13 protein-coding genes are annotated in these 17,144 nt (G+C 39.8%); 1 reads left to right on the forward strand and 12 read right to left on the reverse strand.

Going from position 1 to position 17,144, the window contains the following annotated elements; all coding sequences use genetic code 11:
- Positions 1-196: 196 nt before the first annotated feature.
- Positions 197-964, reverse strand: coding sequence for a WecB/TagA/CpsF family glycosyltransferase (locus FHS68_RS20235; protein WP_167274086.1), 768 nt, complete (start codon positions 962-964; stop codon positions 197-199).
- Between the two features lie 72 nt (positions 965-1,036).
- A complete protein-coding gene (locus FHS68_RS20240; protein WP_167274089.1) occupies positions 1,037-3,106 on the reverse strand; it encodes a right-handed parallel beta-helix repeat-containing protein in 2,070 nt (689 codons plus the stop codon).
- A 173-nt stretch (positions 3,107-3,279) separates the two neighbouring features.
- Between FHS68_RS20240 and FHS68_RS20245 the strand changes: the two genes are divergently transcribed.
- Entirely contained in the window at positions 3,280-5,562 is a 2,283-nt protein-coding gene (locus FHS68_RS20245; protein WP_167274092.1) for a choice-of-anchor Q domain-containing protein, read from the forward strand.
- Between the two features lie 199 nt (positions 5,563-5,761).
- Here the strand turns inward: FHS68_RS20245 and FHS68_RS26270 are convergent, their stop codons facing one another.
- The 10 genes from FHS68_RS26270 to gmd all read right to left on the reverse strand — a co-directional run bounded on the left by FHS68_RS26270 (position 5,762) and on the right by gmd (position 17,121).
- Positions 5,762-6,901, reverse strand: a complete 1,140-nt coding sequence (locus FHS68_RS26270) for a glycosyltransferase (RefSeq protein WP_208408373.1) — start codon at positions 6,899-6,901, stop codon at positions 5,762-5,764.
- Positions 6,898-8,250, reverse strand: coding sequence for an O-antigen ligase family protein (locus FHS68_RS20255; RefSeq protein ID WP_167274097.1), 1,353 nt, complete (start codon positions 8,248-8,250; stop codon positions 6,898-6,900). The genes FHS68_RS26270 and FHS68_RS20255 overlap by 4 nt, the downstream gene beginning before the upstream one ends.
- A gap of 75 nt (positions 8,251-8,325) precedes the next feature.
- Entirely contained in the window at positions 8,326-9,174 is an 849-nt protein-coding gene (locus tag FHS68_RS20260; protein ID WP_167274100.1) for a glycosyltransferase family 2 protein, read from the reverse strand.
- A 301-nt stretch (positions 9,175-9,475) separates the two neighbouring features.
- Positions 9,476-10,414 (reverse strand): glycosyltransferase family 2 protein, encoded by a 939-nt coding sequence (locus FHS68_RS20265; RefSeq protein WP_167274103.1) that lies wholly within the window; start codon positions 10,412-10,414, stop codon positions 9,476-9,478.
- 63 nt (positions 10,415-10,477) lie between these two features.
- The gene (locus FHS68_RS20270; RefSeq protein ID WP_208408374.1) at positions 10,478-11,344 is read right to left on the reverse strand and encodes a glycosyltransferase family 2 protein; all 867 of its coding nucleotides are present in this window, start codon (positions 11,342-11,344) and stop codon (positions 10,478-10,480) included.
- A gap of 31 nt (positions 11,345-11,375) precedes the next feature.
- Positions 11,376-12,143: an O-fucosyltransferase family protein gene (locus FHS68_RS20275; protein ID WP_167274108.1), complete on the reverse strand. Its 768-nt coding sequence runs from the start codon at positions 12,141-12,143 to the stop codon at positions 11,376-11,378.
- Between the two features lie 118 nt (positions 12,144-12,261).
- Positions 12,262-13,416, reverse strand: a complete 1,155-nt coding sequence (locus tag FHS68_RS20280; protein ID WP_167274111.1) for a polysaccharide pyruvyl transferase family protein — start codon at positions 13,414-13,416, stop codon at positions 12,262-12,264.
- Between the two features lie 5 nt (positions 13,417-13,421).
- Positions 13,422-14,240 carry a nitroreductase family protein gene (locus tag FHS68_RS20285; RefSeq protein WP_229211986.1) on the reverse strand — a complete coding sequence of 273 codons (819 nt, stop codon included), beginning with the start codon at positions 14,238-14,240 and terminating at the stop codon, positions 13,422-13,424.
- Positions 14,241-14,485: 245 nt separating this feature from the next.
- A complete protein-coding gene (locus tag FHS68_RS20290; protein WP_167274116.1) occupies positions 14,486-15,937 on the reverse strand; it encodes a lipopolysaccharide biosynthesis protein in 1,452 nt (483 codons plus the stop codon).
- A gap of 41 nt (positions 15,938-15,978) precedes the next feature.
- A complete protein-coding gene (gene gmd / locus FHS68_RS20295; protein WP_167274119.1) occupies positions 15,979-17,121 on the reverse strand; it encodes a GDP-mannose 4,6-dehydratase in 1,143 nt (380 codons plus the stop codon).
- Positions 17,122-17,144: the final 23 nt, after the last annotated feature.

Here is a 17,144-nt window from a genome sequence, read left to right on the forward strand (position 1 = left end):
TGCTAACAAGTATAGAAGATTAATATTACTTTTCCAAGTTGGTCGAAACAAATATCGCCAATTTAAACGCGTTTTGGGCTCAAAGTAAGTGTTAATGGACGTAGCAGTGTCGACATTTTGGGATTGTCTTAGTCAACTATAATCCATTCAATCCAGTCTTACTATTATCGAGGCTGTGTATTTGGTATTGAACTTCTTAATTAAGGGTTGCTTTTATGTTCGGCCTTTTAGAGGCTGCCAATTCTAGGCAGAACAAGAATAAAAAAACCGTGTTTGTAACGAAATACCTCTTCATGAGTCTTTTGGGTTCCTGCATCAGGCGGAATAACCATTCGAGGCTTGTTTTTTGCATCCACACCGGCGCTCTTTTCTGTAAGCCTATCATTACTGGAAGTGCCCCCCCAATACCTATCATTGGCATTTGTATTTTCCCCTTCATCCGGGCCATCCATTTCTCCTGTTTCGGGCAACCTAAGGCAACCACTAGGAATTTCGCGCCACTCCCGTTGATCATATCTACGTGCTCGGCTTCTTCCTTAGGTGAAAGCTGGCGAAACGGGGGACTCAGCATGCCCGCAGTATTCAGCTTTGGATGCTTCTCGTCCAGAAAGGCTTGATTTTTTACAAGCATTTCATTCGAGCCTCCATAGAAAAATACGGGAATGCCTTTAATTTCCGATTGTGCTAGCAGGTCTGGCAGTAAGTCCATACCGCACACGCGGTCTTGCTTCTCGCCATAGAGTAATCGCATTCCCCAGGCCAGGGGCATACCATCAGGGGCACAAAGATCAGCAGAGTTGACAATGGTCGCAAAATCCTCGTCCTGATAGGCTTCCACAAGCATGTGAATGTTAGCTACACATATGTATGAAGACTTCTTTTTGTTAATCAACTCCAGAGTTTTGTCAATAAACTGGGCGTAGGTGTGAGAACTTACTTTGATACTGATAAAATCCTTTTTCATCGTTGAGTAGATAATATATTGCCTAACAGGTCTAACCCGTTCGCACCGACAGGTTTCTAGGCATTATTAGCGTTAATTTTCTACAAATTTAGCACCGATTTTATCAAATTCCACCTGTTCCCAACCTTTCCATTGTCTCACTTCATCAGGGATATCGGCTTTCCGTGCATCTTTCGCAAGGGTAGCTTTATTGCCTTGGTTCGACGTTTGAGATATTGAACCTTCAACGATATATCCGGAACCGGAGCTGATAGCATTCACGTTCAGAAAGTAGTTGCCGCTGACATAGTTTACTCGCTTTTTGCTATTCGGCTCAAAGAAGTCGGTAAGGTGCGGATACTTTTTCGTGTATAAGTCAGACCTTATGTCGACTGTTTTGGTGAGCTTGCCTACGATATCTTTGTTTTCTAAAAACGTTTGCTGCCACTTTTTATCACTCCAGGGATTGTATGAAAATGCTCGTCTGCAGTCAATAAAGGCGTTAGATGTAAATCTACTATCACTCCCTCCGTTTATATGAACAGCTCCAAAGCCGCTAGAATAGGAAGAGCCAGAGTTCACGAACAGGTTATTTGATATGGTGAAGCCTCCACTTCCATCGTCCACGTAGATAGCTGCAACCAGCGGGCTTACCTTATTTGTGACTCTTTTAAAAATGTTGTTCGCTATCATCGTTCCTGTCGCTGACGGGTCTCGCCCAGTATAAACCGCTCCCAGATCACCAAACTCCTGACAGACATTCGTAATCCGGTTATAAGAAATTACATGATCATTACCGTGAAAGATTATTGCCTGGCCGGGTGCCTCGCTAATATCGTTGTTTTGGATTTTAATGCCAACTCCTTTGATAGTAATAGCGGGTGAATAGCTCCTGTAAAGTCTGGAGAAGTTGGTGACCGCACAATTTTTCACAGCGTTTGCAGAAGCATCTAAAGTCTTTCGGTTCCCACCACTCAGCGCAATTCCACCAGAACCTGTGTTTTCAATTTTACAACCTATAATCTCAAATTTTTTGCAGCCGCTCCCGTCTATTCCAAGTAGTCCGAAATTTTTAAAAGTACAGTTCTCGATCAGGATGTTGTTCGTTCCCGAGACCTTAATTGCTGAACTCCTGCCGAGCCTGAAATTTATACCCTTGATCTGAATGTTTTCAGCATCGTTTATACTAATTATTGGCTCTTTCAAGATCGATAGCTCACATGTTGAGAGATCAGCTTTTGAATTAAGATATACATAAATCTTTTTAGATTTGGGATCAACAACCCATTCCCGATCAAGGCTAAGTTCTTCAAAAACGTTGTAAAAAAAGAAGGATCCTAGCATTTTGCTGTCGCCGAATCGTTGTCTCTCCTTGGTTGAAGCTGGTTTGATCATATACTTTCCTTTATCGGATAAACCGAGACTGCTATCCTTGGCATCAAATCGGGATACGGGCAGGTTGTCATACGCCCAATTCCGACTCAATGAGCCAGCTATCCACACATCAGGTATGGATTTCCATTTGGTCGCCTGCGAATTGTTAATGGTGAAGCTGGCTTGATCTTCACCCGTTGCTTGTGCTGCGGGAAGTACTGTCGCGATTTTAATACTGCTATCCTTGGGCCAACGTGCTAATCTAGCCGGATTGCTATTGACAAAAAGTTCAATAGCCGATGCCGTTCTTGGCTGCCCAAAGCCGTTTTTATGCAAGGTAATGTCTGATGATGAATAAGGTCCAAGGTCTAACTCATAAACGTTCCCACGAGATTTTTCCGGTAGTCGCCTAAGTACATTTTTATTCGTCACCAGTGAGGAAGACGAACTTTCAAGTTTGATACCCCCGCTCAAAAACACCTCCTCATTGTTGTAATTGGTCAAGAGCAAATGCTTTCCATTCTCTAGCGTCTCCTTTGAAATTTTGACACCTTTTAGGAGTCGGTAAGTACCTCCTCTAAGATGGATCGTTGTAGAAGAATTAGCCGGTAATGGGCCAACTAAATCTATTGCCTTCGTTAGGCTGCGCAAAGGCTGTTCTAATGTGCCCTTGTATGTGTCATTTCCTTCGCCAGACACAAAAAAGTCAAAATGCTTTGCTGGAACCTGGTCAGCATCCGCGAACGGAAATATCAAGGAGAACAACAGTATACCAACGAGTTTGATCATAATTATTTTATTTCACTTAAAATTTATAGAAAATTAACAATCCAAAATATAAACTATTTTGAAATAAATGATAGTGACATATCAAATTAAAACTAGGTTATTGCAATTAAATTCTACAAATTGTGAACAGCTATTTGCGAAGTAATTGTTGCCCACATTAAAATTGTCCATTTATGAAACGAATCTTATTTTGTATTCTTTTGATCATTCCACTTGTTAACTCGGCTGCGACTTTCAATATTGCGGATGGTGACGTAAATGCACTGGCTGCTGCAATTAGTGCATCCAATAATAATAACGAGCCAGATGTTATCAATCTAGCTCCAAATGGAGTATATGTTCTCACAACCGTGAGATATACTTCCAGCAGTGTTTCCAGCTCAGGTTACAGTGGCGAGCGGGGTTTGCCAGCGATTGCAGGAGATATTGATGGTCTTGACTTGACCATTAACGGCAATAACGCTACACTATCCAGAGACTTGTCATCGCCGCTGTTTGGTTTGTTGTCAACAAGAACCAGAGCTGATGTTATAATTAACGACCTGACATTTTCTAATGCACTCGTAAACGCGCAGGGAGCCGGCTTATTTATAGAATTTAAAAGTACTACCGAATTAAATAATTGTAAGTTCATCAATAATGAATCTACCTTGAATGTGGAAGGTGGTGGCGGTGCAGTATACGTAAAGAGTCTGAACTTGTTAGGTGTTAATAATTGTGTTTTTGAGAATAACAGAGCAGTCAACCAGGGAGGTGCATTAAATGTGTTGTTATCCAACCTGTTTTTGACTGGAAGCAGATTTAGTAACAACTCGACGACTGGAACAACGGGAAACGAGCAAGGAGGCGCAATCTATAACGATGGAGCCAGAGGGGATAATGGTGAGTTTATAGTTCGGAACTGCCTTTTTGAGGGAAATATCACTTTTTATCAGGGTGGGGCCATGTTTACTTACCCCTATAATAATAATAGCTACGAAGTTACCGACTGTATTTTCAACAACAATCAGACGAGTACCACAACAGGAAATGGTGGCGGATTTTTCTTTAGATCATCGCGAGTGACGATCGGTGATGCAGATTATCCTTATACGGCGATACCCGCAAATTCTACTTTATTTTTCAAGGACTGCATATTTGATGGGAATACGTCCAGGCAAGGCGGGGGCTTGTGGTTGGATGATGGAAGACTTACAGAGCCGATTTCAAATTGTACCTTTAGAAATAATACAAGTATCACGCAAGGAGGTGGAGTTGCTCTTTCTACTAATGTCCCTGTTGTATTTTCTTCATGTACTTTCAATGGCAATCGGTCTAATCAAGGTGGGGGGATCGCCATGTCGGGAGCATCTTCATCTGTTGATATGATCAATTGCACCTTACAAGGAAATATCGCGAATCAGTATGGCGGGGCGATCGTCGCTCCTAAAAATGGCATCATCATAAATATCACTAACTGCACTATCGCGAATAATCAGGCGAACAATCCAACTAATGGACAGGGAGGAGCTATTTTCTCGGGAGGTAATGGAGGAATTAATCAATCCTTGACAATCAAAAATAATATTTTTTATAATAACACTGTCACTAACAGATATGGGGGAGGAGGAGATCCTTCATGGCGCCATTGCAACTGTCAAATGGCCGACGGCGGAAACAACATTTTCTTCCCGGAAAAAATCTTGCCCAATATTACAGGAAATACATGCGTGGCAAACCCCGTAATCCTGGATGCAAAAGCAAATGCTCTTGCAGAGAATGGGGGAGCTACACAAACTATGTCACTTAGGTCAGATAGTCCGGCAATAAACGCCGGTACCTCAGTAGGAGCGCCAACAGTTGACCAGCGGGGTATCGAGCGTGTAGGCGCAAATGATATTGGTGCATATGAATTTGAAGGCTCGTTGCCTGTCAAATTGATCTCTTTTGAAGTAGAAACAGAGGGAGCCACAGCCTTGCTGGAATGGCGAACATCCGAGGAATACGATGTGAGTCATTATGAGGTGGAGCGTTCTTTAGGTTCGGTATCAGGCTTTAAAGTAATTGGTAAAATCGAAGCGAGAAACGAACCTGGCTCGTATAAGTTTGTGGATTCGGAACTTGCACAATTGCTAAACAGAAATGTTGACGTTTTTTATAGGTTGCGAGTTATTGATCAAGATCGCAGCTATACATATTCTAAAATAAGGCAAATGGATTTTGATGTAGGATTGGATGGATCTTCCATAATACTCTCGCCCAATCCAGCTTCTGATTTATTGAATATTAAATCTGAAATCGGTAGAATTGAATCATTTAAGATTTACAATGCGGCTGGAAAGCTAATTACGGAAGGAGCAGGTAGCAATACTAATGAGCTAAGCGTAGAAATTAATAATTTGCCAGTTAATACCTACCTTATTGAAATCACAACCTTATCTGCTAAAAAGACATCGAGGTTTTTCAAAAGTAAATAAAAGTCCACTATCGCAAGTCAACATTTCTATAACGATACCATTCGAAATCTCAAAAACATGAGGGCTCAGACCAACTCTGTCCCGTGATGTTTCCTGAAATTTTGGCAGCTGCAATCTTATAGGATGATTAAAATATGCTATGTTAAACTGTTTCCCAATAACATTCCTGCCAATTTCTTATTGCGGTACTTTCTAAAAACTAGATAACAGATTCGTAAATATGCTTAAGTTGAAGATAGTTTTTTTCAGGAGTATATTTAAGAAGGAATTCCTGACGGGCCTCTCTGGCCATTTCACCATTATCCTCAGAGATTATAATTTCTATTTGATTGGCTAACTGTTCAACATTACCGGCTTCAAATAGCAACCCATTTCTTCCGGGGCAAATTAACTCGGGAATTCCACCCATTTTCGAGCCTATGACGGGAGTCCCGTTCGCAAAGGCTTCTACCACCACCCTGCCAAAAGGTTCATGCCACTCCGAAGGAACGATAAGTGCTTTCGCCTGACTCATGTAACGATAGGTTTCCGATAGGGAAAGCTTACCCATGTATTCAATGGTTTGAGAATTGCTTCCAGCCAAATCCCCTTCGCCAATCACAAGTAACTTTGTTGTTTTAGAATTCAGGAGGTCCCATGCTTTTACCAAAGTGGATATTCCTTTCTCCTGGCTTAGGCGCCCGACATACAAGATATAATCTTTTTTGTCATACGAGCATCCAGGGTCTGTCGAAAGACAATTTGGCTTTATCCTGATTTTGTTCTCCTGAATACCTTGGGCTATCAATTTTCCTTTAACGAACTTGGATATTGCAATAAATGCATTGACCTTACGATTCCAGCTGTCAATAGAATTGTGGACTGCCAGCATAGCGGTCACAGCTGCAGATGCTGACTTACTTCCCCGATAACAGTTATGTATGACACCGTTTAAGGGTATTTTTTTTCCGACGCATTCTGTACAAACATGGCCATCTCTAAAGAGTAAAGCATTTGGGCACATTAACCGATAGTTCCTTATGGATTGGACTACAGGAACTTTTAGTGATTGTGCAGCATAGTAAATTGATGGAGATAGTAACGGAAAAAAATTCTGAACGTGCAAAATTTCAGATTGGTGAGACCTTATGAGTTTTTTGACTTCTTTGTAGGAACTTTTTGACCAAATAGAATTAATTGCGATCGAAAGCTTTGACGAGTTCAGATCGATTGAATTATTGTTCATTTCGAGACTTCGGACCTCATGTCCGTTCTGGCTCATAAGATTTTCTTCTACCAAACGGGACTCATCTTCACCGCCGCGAACCTGATATAAATTATGAGCTGTCAGAATTTTCATGGGGACGGTATCAATGGGAATTTAGGAGATTGACGATTCTTTTCAGCTGCGGCAAGCAAATCAACTTTGCTTTCGATTTTTATGCATTTGGAGGCGATACCCATAGAGACCCAGAAAATTATAGCGCCCATTGGATTTTCCAGATAAACGTCAAAGTTAGAATTAATCAAACCGGCAATTACAAGTAAAGTAAAAGACCATGCTAGCGTCGGTCTTTTCTTGGAAAATAATAGCATTGGAATCGCTTGCCTAAAAAAGCAAAACAAAACAAACAGCCAGCCAAACAAGCCAATTATGCCGAGCCTACTAAAAATGTTGATAGTATAGTTATGAGGGTGTTTAGTTTTTCGTTCACTGTCCTCATCGTCTACCGCGAATTGTTCGAATTGACTTAGTAAATTCGGCCCAAGCCCTAACCCAAGCCACATTGTGTTGGGATTTTCCGTCACCTCACCAATCAACGTGCTCCAAAACTCCATACGCCATTTCTTCGTTCCCTGAGTTCTACCCGCATTGTTGGTGTCTGAACTGAAAAGGCTTATAATATTCTCTCTCAGTTGAGTAATACTTATTTGCCTGCCACGGGAATCCGGTCTAACATCTGCTATCTCAACTCCCGAAAAGATTATAAAAACTGCAAAAATCAGAATGTAAAACGAACTGATTTTTTGATGAAAATTGAAGTGCCTAAAACCTATCAACAAAGCAAAAGAAAACGCCACAAACCCGCCTCTATTGAGGCTTGCAGTCGAGATTAATAACGCCCCACACATGAGGTAATAAAAGTTTTTGTATTTGATTATTTTGCTTTTAGAATTAGATATAAGTAAAGTCATAAATAGTACCAAATAAACTTGAATATCCCCACTTTTAGTTGCAAATAAAGCCACGCTTTCATAAGTGAATTCGTTTAAAGTTGGTTGGAATAGGCTTTTAATAATCCGAATTAGAAGTAATGAGGGAACCACGTATTTAATGCAATTTAAAAGTGTAATTCTCAACTTATGGAGACTTTTCTCGGAAATGTTATAATAGCCTATTATGAAGAACAAAGAATAGTAGATCATCGCAAAGTCGCGAACTGCCTCGAGTTTATAGGTACTTACATTGATTGCTAGGTTGATTAGGCCAATAAGTATGAAAATAATAATGAAATAAAATCTTCTCATATCCAATGCCTTATTTCTCAATTTGAGTAGACCAATTAGCAAAAATATTTCTCCTATATAAACTGGTGTAAATGGAATGTGCAAGGTGGCATATATTTTCCCGATTAATAGGTACCCCATAAGTAGATAGATAAAGAGATTTTCTATATACCAGTTTCCTTTCTTAGGTGATTGAATCATGACTTTTTATATGCTGTTTGGTAATCTCACATTCATTTAACACTTATAAAATGTAAGTAAAATTTTCCATTTCACTCAGATTTGCGCTTTACCTATTATAATCCATAATTTAGGGAAAATCAATCGGATATAGATGATAGTGGCTCTGAAAATAGCCATGAACAAGCCTGTATGTCGCTTTTCGAAATAGAAGATCTCACGCGGATTTTTTGCTAAGGGCGTCTTGAAATGGCGGAGTCTCTGTCGTAGGTGATATGCTGGATTGCACCAAATAGGCAATGACTGATGTCTGTCACACACCGCTACTACCTTTGAAGATATAAAAGACATTATTCCAAGGTCTTTTGCTCGAAGACCGTAATCAACATCTCCGAGAGTATGGCGGTAGAATGGGTCAAGCAAACCCACAACGTCATAAACATGCTTGGGAACCAAGACAACATTGCCATTGAAATAGTCACAAAGCATTGGTAAACCATCAGGCTTCAATCTTTGTTTGTGTTTAAGCAGATAACCACTATAGGAAATACTCGTCCTATCACCGGATTCACAAACTCCACATATTATGCTCTCATGTTTCTTGCTAAGAGAGTCTGCAAGCAAGGTCTGTAGACTGTCGCTTTGCAAATTTGTATCATCATTTAGCCACAAATAGAAATCGCTTTCTAATTCCTGGGCTGCCTGCCATGCCTTTATCATACCTTTATTCCAAAACAGATTCCCGTCTCCCCGAATTAGTTTAACTGCTGGAAACGCCGACTTAACTGCGTCAGCGGTTCCATCTGTAGACTCGTCATCGACAAGTATGATCTTTGGATCTATACCTTCAACCGAAATAATTGCTCTGTTTAGAGCTGCCAGACATTCTATAGTATTCTGCCTCCGATTGTGACATGTCATTAGTATAGATATCCGTTGCGACATTTTACATTGTAAACTTGTTGTACCATATATTTTTGCCTATCAAATTCCGTTAATTGCCCCTTATGTGAGAATGTTGAGTTATTCCAGCGGTCCAAATATCTATTTTCTTAATTCTAAATCTGCGTAGGTCATGTCAATACGACGAAGTGCAAACCATATGAAATTTGTTGCGAGCAACATTTAGCTAAACAGTTGACTAAGCCGTCAACTCTCTATCCCATGAACTTTGATACCCTTGTCTGATAATATTTAGCACTCTTTCAGTTTAGCGAATTTTAATACTTCAAGCTATTAAATTCTATTAAATCAATCTTTTAACAACGAACTTCAGCAGCTCCGTAGCTGAAACTATCAAAAATCTTAATTTTAGGATCATTTTCTCAGACCAGCTAAATTGGTCAATTTGATTGGTATATGTAATGAAAACTCTTTTTAAACCTATAAGGTCGCGATTCGAATAGAAGCCATGCGCTACACTTTTTACAAAATAGCTAACGGTTAATATTGACAATTTGAAATCTAAAATGTTCGCCGAGTACGCAATTATTTTTCCATAATATTTGCAGATGGAATCTAAACTTTGCTTGCCCTTTAGGCTATTCATTATTCTTTCATCTCCATTATGGTCAATAAAAATGGACAGGGATTTCTGAATTAGCGCAATTTTAGGATCTTGCAAAAGTACCCGGAACGTTAGGTCGGAATCTTGATAACAAACTAAAGATTCATCGTAGCCATTTATGGTTTCAATCAGCACTTTGCTATACATCCAACTTTGAGTGCTTCCCTTAAGGATTTTAGCAACATAACTTGCCAAAATATTCTGCAGCACTATATTGGGTGGAGAATAAGAAAAACCTTCAAGAGAATTATAGTAAAATCCACAAGCGGAGCAGTCCGCTTTTTCCTCCTGTATGGCTCTTAATTGGATTGCTATTCTATTCTCAAGCATAAGGTCATCAGAGTCGAAAAATACTAGATATTTACCCTTAGCCCTCTGGTAACCATAGTTCCTTGCTGATGGTGCTCCACCGTTTTTTTTTTTATAGTAATATACTCTCTGCTGCAGTTTGTTTTCGTCAATATATGCAGATATAATCTTTTCAGACCTATCAGTGGATCCATCGTCGACAATTATTACTTCGATATTTCTATACGACTGATTTATAAGAGTCTGAAGTGTAAAAATTATTCTTGTTTCTCTATTAAATGTAGGAACCACTATCGATACTAGATCCATGACTTTTACGGATATTTGTTGAGATTAGTAATAATATCACTGGTAATATTGTATTAACTAAACTTAAGCCGGTGTGAGTTGTTTTCGCAACTTGGCATAGGCCCTTACTGAAAGCAAATAATGTCGAAGAAATACTACCAGCAAAGCGTCTGGTATTGACGCTGTTGAGCTATTTTTTAATACGTACCAGCTTTCTCTAAGTCTAGGGCGCAAGGCCTTGAAATATGACCATAACATCGTCAATCTTGACGTCTCAGCCAAGAATCCTGCTTGTCCTACACCGACTCTTTTTTCTTTCTTTACGAGTTCGCTTAACTTACCGCGTGCAGGATGAAATACTATTACATCCTCGCAATACCTGATTCGATACCCCTTTTTGTTTGCCAAAGTTCCCCACAGAAAATCTCCACCAGACAATAGTTCGCAATTAAATAGACCTACCGTCTGGAATAAACTTGCATAGGTGAACATGTTCGCTGTTGCGGCGGTACCGTTGTTAAGAACGTATCCTTCTTGATTAAAAGCATAGAATTTATCGTAAAGTTCTATGCGATTTGGTTTATCCGAAAGGTAAAATAACTCAATACATCCGGCAATCCTAGCTAGTTCTGGCCTCGATTGAAGGGCAGCTACTGCGTTCCGAATCCAGTCTTTGTGCGGCACACAATCCGAATCGGTAAACCCTATTATTTCTCCCTGGGCTAGTTTAATAGCCGCGTTTCTAGCTGCATAGGAGCCTGCTTTCGACACCGTTATTATCGTACAATTGATAGGTATTTCAAACGATGGCGAGTGATAATCATTTGGACAGTTATTAGCAACGATAATTTCAAAATCTGTTTTTGGAATGCTCTGACACGCCAATGCAGTGAGGCACTTTGACAGTCTATTCCAATCTCGGTAAGTAGGAATGATTATTGACACTAACATAAATTAAAAGAACAAGGAATATTCAGAATGTTCATTTTTTTACAGTAATCTCAGGGATTCCACTAAGCTCACATGCAGTATGTGAAAACGAACTCCAGTGGGACCCTAAAACTTTTTGCGTTTTCGATAGCGAAAAGAGTTCGACTACCGCTCTTCTCATCCCCGGATTGGTATTTCTTACAGCTGGTTCGCTACCGGTGCGAAGTGCGTCACCAAACGTTCTTTTCAATAGTACTTTAACACTATCATCATCGGAAGCAAGATAAAAATTGGTCAATGGATTCATGTTTAACTGATGCTTCATTCGTTCCACAAACAGCTCGATAGGACTATTTTGAATAGATTTGACGTTATCGGACCTTCTTATATGAACACCTACTGTGTGATTGTTGAAGGATCTGGTTTCATCAACAATTTCTTGTCTAATATCAAAGACTGGTACAAAAGACTCGTATATATTTGGATTAGGGTAGAAACGGGTAAAAGATGCAAGTCGGATATTCTTAAGGGGGATCAACTCGCTAAAACTATGTTTTGCATCCCCGAGCATTTTTACTTTCTGGCTATCATAAAAATGTTGACTAAAAACTTTTCTTACAATATCAGGAAAAAAGAGGTTAGCTTTTCCTCCTTGGCGCAGTAGAAATGGTGGTCGATTACATTCCACCATATGGACACCATTCATCGATTCAAATAGTTCGGAAAAAGGGCAATTTAGTTCCTTATTTCTTACCCAATAGACTTCTAGGCTTTGACCTAAATTATTAGCGAGGGATATGGCGGAGTCGATAGCTCTCATTCGGTTGCATAAACCCAACATCGGATACAACTTGATCATATACAGTTCCAGTAAACTTTAAGACAGAAAAAATATTTGGACAACAACTTTCAACACTGTACTCCTTCTCGCATTAACCCTAATCTTTTATTCTCTTAAGAATTATATTCCACATGTCAATAGCTAGTTCTTTTTGCTCACTTGAGGCTTTTTTTAGTTTTTCATGGACTCTGGTATGGCACACCGGGTTAAGCAGTAAATCTAGTTTTTCGGACAATAATTGCTCATTGTTATTTCGGGGGTCGATAAGGCCCTCCGAATACTCGTAGTCTTCCATTAATGCCAGGTACTTGTGGCTCCATCCAACACATAGGCACGGGACGCCTTGAGATAATGCACTTACCAGTCCATGAAATCGCGATGTAACCACGCCAACGGAATTGCCAATTATTCCTTTAACCTCGAGAGGATTTTCAACGGTCAATACGGGTATAATTTCGTTCAGGGACTCATTAGTCTCCTCTGCAATTTTAAGATCCTTAACTCCTTCGTGAATTAAAAAAAAAGGATTTTTTCCTCGCTTTTGAATAGTGGATATGATCGTTGTCAAAAATTCTATATACAGTTCTCGACTTTTAAACGTACTTGATTCTAGTAGTTTGTTGTTAGGGATAATGGCAAATTCACATTTTGCTGAGTCAAAATTACTAGGAAGAATGCCTGATATCAAGTTCGTGAAGTCAGGTCGAAGATAGACATGACTTTGCTTCGCCTTGATATCCCTTATGTACTTATAGGAATACTTATCTCTGGCAAACACTAGTTGAGTATTATTAAGTATAGTCGCCATTTTTGCTCTCAGGAGTGGTTCTTTGAAGGGACCGAAGGCTTGCGACAGCATTATTATTTTTTTGCCTTCACCGGACCATCGTTCAACATGATTAGCCAATCTCGTTCCAGCTTTGTCAGCACCCCAGAAGTCTCCGAATGCAAATCCTGAACCGTCCAGGACAATATTTATGTCTTTTTCTAAAACAAAACCAATAGATTTTAGCATACTCGAAGGAACCAAATTGCCCCAGAACGCGGCATCAATTCCATATTTCTTCATGTTAAGCTTAGTATATATGCCTACTTTCCTCTGATTGGCAATTGAAGCATCGCCTCTTTTCTCCATCACAAAGAGAGCCTCCGGAAGCTCTAGCCTCAATTTTTCTAAAATTGCATGTAGCATCAATTCTGCCCCCTTGTTGTGAAATTCAACTCCGCGTAGTTCTATTATGTAATTTTTCATTGCTGCTAATTGTACTTCCTGATTTGATGTAAAGGTCTTTTCTCTGAATATGCAATGAGCCCGTCCGGATCCGGATAACCTATTCCCATACACATTATCGGGCGCTGATAAGGTTTGAGGTTCAGAAACGAGTGCATTTTACTTTCACGAGCTTCAATGTCTGGCCAATTGATAGAGCAGCTGCTGAGATCCATACTTTCAAGAGCCAGCATAAATGACATCGATGCCAAAGAAGCGTCTATGTATATAACATGCCGATCTCTTTCGTCGAAGTAAGCATCCAAATTTCCAACGAGAACGATCATTACGGGTATCGAATGACCATAACCCGAAGTGCCCATGGGCAGTTGAACTACTTTTTTCACCATTTCCGGATCATCAAAGATGCGAAATTCAAAGGGCTGTCTGTTACATGCGCTGGGAGCTTGATTTGCAGCCAAAATGGCGTTGTCTATCAGTTCTCTTGGAACAGGCTTGTCTAAAAACCAGCGCACGGACCTCCGCTGTTTACACAAATCATAGAACTGGGCATAATTTACGTTATTAACAGGCTGCTTGGCGCGGTGATATGGAATTGACTTAGCTGTCTGAGTTTTGAATGCAGTTGAAGGCATTTCATTAATAATCCTTTTAAAACGAGCTTCCTCAGTAGCAATAACCGGATGGGAGAGATTAATTGTACTAAAGTATTCGTTAAGCACATCGTAAAACCACTTTATCTGCGGATTCGCCTTGTCATCTTTACCCAGGTTCCAAATTGCTTCGAAACTGTCAATTGTTTCGGTAATGTATTCTTTGCCGAACAAGTCTCTCCTGGGTTTCATAAGAAGTCCCTTCTCAATTCGGTGCGTATTTCTTATCAGCAAAAAATAATTATTCTTTGTTTTTTTTGCCTCATCGATATGCTGGATTTTACCAGCGAGTACGGCCTGTATTTCCCTGTCGAATGATCTGTCGAAGAGGAAGTAATACAGCACTGATAATTTGCGTGACCGGACGGATAATCTTGAGAAACTATCATAAATTATTTGCCTGACTAATTTTTCAGAGCGCTTTAATAATTCTTTAATCATAGCTTTTTCTTTAAAAATTTTAATTCTGCAAACTGTGCTTTAAATTCCTTTCCCATGATCAGCCAAATAGTGAGGACGTAGCTTACGAATAATATTGTCCCCGTCACAATATAGTGTACGTGAAAATATTCGTGAAAGATGCTGGAAATCACAAACGCCACGATTGCACCAATCCAAGGTGTTTTCACTGCTGAAAAAAACTCCAAGGCACTTATCTTGATATTTAGAAGATTGTTAAATGTATACTGAGCAAGTATCACAGCGAACACTTTATTTATGAGAATTGCGTAAGCAGCACCCACAATGCCATAATAGTAGATTGAAGTCATAAGTATGGGGATGTAAATTACGGCTTTGAAAAGCTGCAACTTTAATTCTAATCCTGGTCTACCCATTCCCCGGATGAGAGCTGTGTTGCTATTTACGAGCATATGAACCATAACAGAAATTGACAAAATCTTCAAAGGAATAACAGAGTCTTGCCATTTGTCGCCAAAAATATTAACGATAAAAGGACTGCCAAGTGCAACAAAAAATACCATAATTGGATATATAAAAAGACTGTTATAATTGACTACTTTCAAATAGTATTTTTTGAGCGATTCAGGATCTGACTGCTTTTTTCCATACATAGGATACATGACATTATTAATAACTGCTATCATTCTTCCTCTAAAAGTGTCAGTTAGCACGAACGCAAATGTGTAAGATCCCAGCGCCTGAGAGGCTAGAAGTTTGCCAATTAAAAGATAGTCAATGTTATTAATCAGATAATTAATAACGCCCGTGCCGGTCGTGTAAACACCAAATCCAAAAACATCTATAAAGGCCGAGTAGGACCAAATTCGCTTGGGAATCCATTTGGTGGCACTGAAATACAGAGGCATTGCAATTGCTATCGAGGCTACCGAGTTGAATGCTAGTGACCAAATTCCGAATCCGCTAAAAGCTAGAATCAGGGAAAGGCTTCCTGCGATGATATTGGAAACGTTATCAATGAATGCCATTTTCTTAAAGTCCATTCGCTTTGTAAGCTGCGCTTTATGAATCAGGTTAACCGGACTGGACAAAATACCAAGACTTATAACAGGTATCAGCTTTGTAAGAATTGGTTGATTATAGAAGCTCGCAGCCAATGGACCGACTAGAAAACTCGTCAAGACATATAGAAGCACTGACCAACCTAATCCAGTCCAAAAAGCGGTGTGAAAATGTTCTTCACGCAGATTCTCATCTTTTTTTTGAATGAGAGCCGCGCCTATACCAATATCAGTTAACACTTGTACAAAGCCAGAGAAAACAGTTGCCATTCCTACAATTCCAAATTGCTCTGGAAATAGAAGTTTAGCCAAAACTAATCGGATGACGAACGTAAATGACTGATTTACAATAAGCTGTATTGCATTCCATAAAATCCCATTTACAACTAACTTTTTCGCATTATCCATTCACTGAGTCAGCTAGATTAGCAAAAAAATGATTCAAGATCTTACTCAAAGTAATTCATTACTCCGAAGCCTTCCTTCAAGAGCAATTGATCTTTCTGAAACAGGCGGAGATCAGCGGATGCCATGTCTTCGATCAATGTATCAAGAGTATGTTTTGGTTTCCAGCCCAATTTCTCATTTGATTTGGTAGGATCTCCAATGAGCAACTCTACCTCAGTAGGGCGGTAGTATCTGGGATCAATTTTTAGGACGACAGAACCAGTTTGCAAGTGTGAGCCGGTTTTTATATTAAGTTCCAGTAAACGAGAGTAGTCAACAGATGAAATCACCCCCACTTCTTCGGCTTCATTTCCACTAAAGTCTAGTTGAACACCTAGAAAGGCAAAAGTCTTTCTTATAAACTCTCTTACTCGGGTTGTAACACCGGTTGCAATCACAAAGTCTTCAGAGGCTTCCTGTTGTAAGATAAGATACATTGCTTCAACGTAATCTTTCGCATGCCCCCAATCTCGTTGAGCATCTATATTTCCCATATAAAGGCAATCCTGCAAACCCAAAACAATTTTAGCAGCGGCCCGAGTAATTTTGCGAGTTACAAATGTCTCGCCACGTAACGGAGACTCATGGTTGAAAAGAATTCCATTAGAAGCAAACATCCCGTAGGCTTCACGATAATTGACAGTTATCCAATATGCGTAAAGTTTTGCCACCGCATAAGGAGACCTCGGATAAAATGGTGTTGTTTCTGATTGTGGAACTGCCTGAACCAAGCCATAAAGCTCTGAGGTTGAAGCCTGGTAGATTTTCGTTTTCTCAGTAAGACCTAACAGTCTTACTGCTTCCAAAATTCGAAGTGTTCCAATTCCATCTGCATTTGCCGTATATTCAGGCATTTCGAAGCTAACTTGAACATGGCTCATGGCTGCCAGATTGTAAATTTCATCGGGTTGCACTTCCTGGGTGATACGTGTTAAGTTCATCGAGTCGGTCAAGTCGCCATAATGCAACTTAAATTTGGGGTCAGTTACATGCGGATCTTCGTAAAGATGATCAATTCGCTCCGTATTGAATAGTGAACTTCTTCTTTTGATGCCATGAACGATGTATCCTTTGCTTAGCAAAAGTTCAGTTAAATATGCACCGTCTTGTCCGGTCACACCAGTGATTAGCGCTACTTTTGACATATTTGAGAAATTAAGTAGTATAT

Origin of the sequence: Dyadobacter arcticus, assembly GCF_011762185.1 — a bacterium.
GTDB classification, from domain to species: domain Bacteria; phylum Bacteroidota; class Bacteroidia; order Cytophagales; family Spirosomataceae; genus Dyadobacter; species Dyadobacter arcticus.

Coding starts and splice junctions, on each gene's coding strand:
- FHS68_RS20275 (WP_167274108.1), bottom strand. CDS start 12,143: ATGAGAGCTATCGACTCCGCCATATCCCTCGCTAATAATTTAGGTCAA.
- FHS68_RS20280 (WP_167274111.1), bottom strand. CDS start 13,416: ATGAAAAATTACATAATAGAACTACGCGGAGTTGAATTTCACAACAAG.
- FHS68_RS20285 (WP_229211986.1), bottom strand. CDS start 14,240: ATGAAACCCAGGAGAGACTTGTTCGGCAAAGAATACATTACCGAAACA.
- gmd (WP_167274119.1), bottom strand. CDS start 17,121: ATGTCAAAAGTAGCGCTAATCACTGGTGTGACCGGACAAGACGGTGCA.
- FHS68_RS20290 (WP_167274116.1), bottom strand. CDS start 15,937: ATGGATAATGCGAAAAAGTTAGTTGTAAATGGGATTTTATGGAATGCA.
- FHS68_RS20270 (WP_208408374.1), bottom strand. CDS start 11,344: ATGTTAGTGTCAATAATCATTCCTACTTACCGAGATTGGAATAGACTG.
- FHS68_RS26270 (WP_208408373.1), bottom strand. CDS start 6,901: ATGAAAATTCTGACAGCTCATAATTTATATCAGGTTCGCGGCGGTGAA.
- FHS68_RS20265 (WP_167274103.1), bottom strand. CDS start 10,414: ATGGATCTAGTATCGATAGTGGTTCCTACATTTAATAGAGAAACAAGA.
- FHS68_RS20260 (WP_167274100.1), bottom strand. CDS start 9,174: ATGTCGCAACGGATATCTATACTAATGACATGTCACAATCGGAGGCAG.
- FHS68_RS20235 (WP_167274086.1), bottom strand. CDS start 964: ATGAAAAAGGATTTTATCAGTATCAAAGTAAGTTCTCACACCTACGCC.
- FHS68_RS20255 (WP_167274097.1), bottom strand. CDS start 8,250: ATGATTCAATCACCTAAGAAAGGAAACTGGTATATAGAAAATCTCTTT.
- FHS68_RS20245 (WP_167274092.1), top strand. CDS start 3,280: ATGAAACGAATCTTATTTTGTATTCTTTTGATCATTCCACTTGTTAAC.
- FHS68_RS20240 (WP_167274089.1), bottom strand. CDS start 3,106: ATGATCAAACTCGTTGGTATACTGTTGTTCTCCTTGATATTTCCGTTC.